The organism is Bradyrhizobium sp. PRIMUS42 (assembly GCF_023006515.1).
In the GTDB taxonomy this organism is placed as follows: domain Bacteria; phylum Pseudomonadota; class Alphaproteobacteria; order Rhizobiales; family Xanthobacteraceae; genus Bradyrhizobium.
Genome location: NZ_JALBGZ010000731.1, coordinates 1 through 3,039, shown reverse-complemented (window position 1 = coordinate 3,039; position 3,039 = coordinate 1). Strand labels below are relative to the sequence as shown.

The 3,039-nt window shown below is 67.3% G+C and carries 3 protein-coding genes; all 3 read left to right on the top strand.

Features of this window, described 5'->3' with window-relative positions; genetic code table 11:
• On the top strand, positions 1–757 hold a 757-nt coding region (locus tag MOV75_RS32695; protein ID WP_247007390.1), incomplete at its 5' end, for an FAD-binding oxidoreductase.
• A 13-nt stretch (positions 758–770) separates the two neighbouring features.
• Positions 771–1,697, top strand: a complete 927-nt coding sequence (locus MOV75_RS32690; protein ID WP_246931496.1) for a glyoxylate/hydroxypyruvate reductase A — start codon at positions 771–773, stop codon at positions 1,695–1,697.
• A gap of 8 nt (positions 1,698–1,705) precedes the next feature.
• A partial coding sequence (locus tag MOV75_RS32685) for an ABC transporter ATP-binding protein (RefSeq protein WP_247007388.1) occupies positions 1,706–3,039 on the top strand: 1,334 nt, incomplete at its 3' end.

Genomic DNA, 3,039 nt, shown 5'->3' with positions numbered 1-3,039 from the left:
AGGCGGACGGGTGAGCGCCGTCGTCACCGAGAAGGGCACCATCCGCACGCAATCCGTGCTGCTCTCGGGCGGCGCATGGTCGTCGCTGTTCTGCCGCCGTCACGGCATCGAGCTGCCGATCGGCCTCGTCAACGCCACCGCATGCCGGACTACGCCGGGGCCGGAGATCACGTCGGGTGCGCTCGGCACCGACTTCTATTGCATTCGCCGCCGCCTCGACGGCGGCTTCACGCTGGCGCTGCGCAATCGTGGCACGGTGGAGCTGTCGCCCGATCTGTTCCGCTATGCGCGCACCTTCTGGCCTACTTATCTGCATCGCCGCAACGGACTGAAGATGTCGTTCGGCAAGTCCTTCTTCGACCAGCTAATGCGCGGCACCAGCTGGAGCTTCGACAAGCCGTCACCGTTCGAAACCGAGCGCGTGCGCGATCCCGCGCCCGATATGTCGCTGGTCAATGCGGCGTTCGCCTCGCTGATCAAATCCAATCCGGAGCTGAAGGACATCGAGATCGCGGAAGCCTGGGGCGGCACGATCGACTGCACGCCCGATACGATCCCGGTGATCTCGCCGGTCGATGCGCTGCCGGGCTTCTTCCTCGCCACCGGTTTCTCCGGCCACGGTTTTGGCATCGGCCCCGCGGCCGGCAAGCTCGCCGCCGACATCGTGACCGGCTCGACGCCGCTGGTCGATCCCGAGCCCTACAGCCACAAGCGCATGATCGATGGCCGCCGGCTCGCGCCGGTCAGCCCGTTCTGAGAGTTTTCGCGGCATGACGGTTCTTTACAAGGCCAACATGGTTCGCGGCGCGGAGTGGGCGCACTTCTTCGCCGGGCGCGCGCCCGACGTGCCGTTCCGGCTCTGGCCCGACATCGGCGATCCCGCCGCGGTGCGCTATCTGGTGGCCTGGGTGCCGCCCGATAACATCGCCGCGACGTTCCCCAATCTCGAGCTGGTCTTCTCGGTGGGCGCCGGCGTCGACCAGTTCGACGCCACCAAGCTTCCATCGCACATTCCCCTGGTGCGCATGCTGGAGCCCGGCATCGCCGAGACCATGGTGGAATACGTCACCATGGCCGTGCTGGCGCTGCATCGCGATCTCCTGCACTTCATGGCCCAGCAGAAGGCGCAGGTCTGGCGCGAGATCCGGATCACGCCGGCGAAACGGCGGAGTGTCGGCGTGATGGGGCTCGGCCAGCTCGGCCAGGCCGTGCTCGAACGCCTCAGGGCGTTCGGCTTCCCGCTGCTCGGCTGGAACCGCTCGCCGCGCGAGATCGAGGGCGTCACCTGCCATGCGGGCATGGACACCTTGCCGGACTTCCTTGCGCAGGCCGACATTCTCGTCTGCCTGCTGCCCCTGACCGATGAGACCCGCGGCATCCTGAACGCGGATCTGTTCGCGCGCCTGCCGCGTGGTGCGGGACTGGTCAATGTCGGGCGTGGCCCACATCTCGTCGAGGCCGATTTCCTCGCAGCCCTCGACGGCGGCGCTCTGTCCGGCGCCATTCTCGACGTTACCGATCCCGAGCCGCTGCCCGCAGGCCATCCGTTCTGGAGCCACCCGCGCATCCTGCTGACGCCGCACAATGCCAGCATGACCACGCCGGATACCGCCGTCGATTTCGTGCTCGACGTCATCGCACGCCACCGCCGCGGCGAGGATTTGCCGGGGCTCGTCGACCGGACGCGGGGCTATTAGGGATTCGCATGAGCACCGCCGCAAGAGAATCCGATCAAGCCGCTGCTGCGAACCAGGGGCCCGTGCTGTCGGTCTCAGGCCTCGTCACCTCCTTCATGATCGAGCGGCGATGGATTCCCGTCGTCCGCAACGTGTCGTTCGACGTCGTGCCCGGGGAGACCGTGGCAATCGTCGGCGAGTCCGGCTCCGGCAAGAGTGTCACGGCGCTTTCGATCATGCGGCTCATTCCGAAGGAGATCGGCCGCGTCGAGGGCCGCGTCACGCTCGCCGGCCGCGATCTGCTGACGCTGCCCGAAGCGGGCATGACGGACATCCGTGGCAACGACGTCGCCATGATCTTCCAGGAGCCGATGACGAGCCTCAACCCGGTGCTCACCATCGGCTTCCAGATCGCCGAGGCGCTGATCCAGCATCGCGGCCTGTCGCGTGCGGCGGCCGAGGCGGAGACCATCCGTTTGCTCGACCGCGTCCGCATCCCCGCCGCGAAATCGCGCTTCCACGAACATCCGCATCGTTTTTCCGGCGGCATGCGTCAGCGCGTGATGATCGCGATGGCGCTGGCGTGCAAGCCGAAGCTCTTGATCGCGGACGAGCCGACCACCGCGCTCGACGTCACCATCCAGGCCCAGATCCTGGAACTGTTGAAGGAGCTCCAGCAGGAAGAGGGGATGGCGATCCTCTTCATCACCCACGACATGGGCGTGGTCGCCGAGATCGCGGATCGCACGGTGGTGATGTATGGCGGGCAGGCGGTGGAGACCGACGCGACGTCGCGCATCTTCGCGGCGCCCTCGCATCCCTACACCCGTGCGCTGCTCGCCGCCGTGCCGCGCCTCGGCTCCATGGACGGACGCAAGCGGCCGATGCGCTTTCCGATCGTCGACAAGGTGACCGGCACCTCGGACGAGCCGATGGAGACGCCTGATACGGTCTCGATCGCCGAGCGCCCGCTGCTCGAGGTCGCCAATCTCACCACGCGCTTTCCGATCCGCTCGGGATTGCTCGGCAGGGTCTCCGGCCGCGTCCACGCGGTCGAGAACGTCTCCTTCACCTTGCACGCCGGCGAGACGCTGGCGCTGGTCGGGGAATCCGGCTGCGGCAAGTCGACGACCGGCCGCTCGATCCTCAGGCTGCTCGAGCCGGACAGCGGGACGGTTCTGCTCGACGGCCAGGACGTTCTCGGCATGAACGGCCACACCTTGCGCGACTGTCGCAAGCAGATGCAGATCGTGTTCCAGGATCCGTTCGCAAGCCTCAATCCGCGCATGTCGGTGGGAACGGCGATCGCGGCCCCGCTGCTGGCCAACGGCCTCGCCTCGGCGTCGCAGGCGCGCGACAAGGT

What these genes read in the sequence shown, in the direction of transcription:
- MOV75_RS32690 (WP_246931496.1), top strand. Translation starts at nt 771, where the DNA reads ATGACGGTTCTTTACAAGGCCAACATGGTTCGCGGCGCGGAGTGGGCG.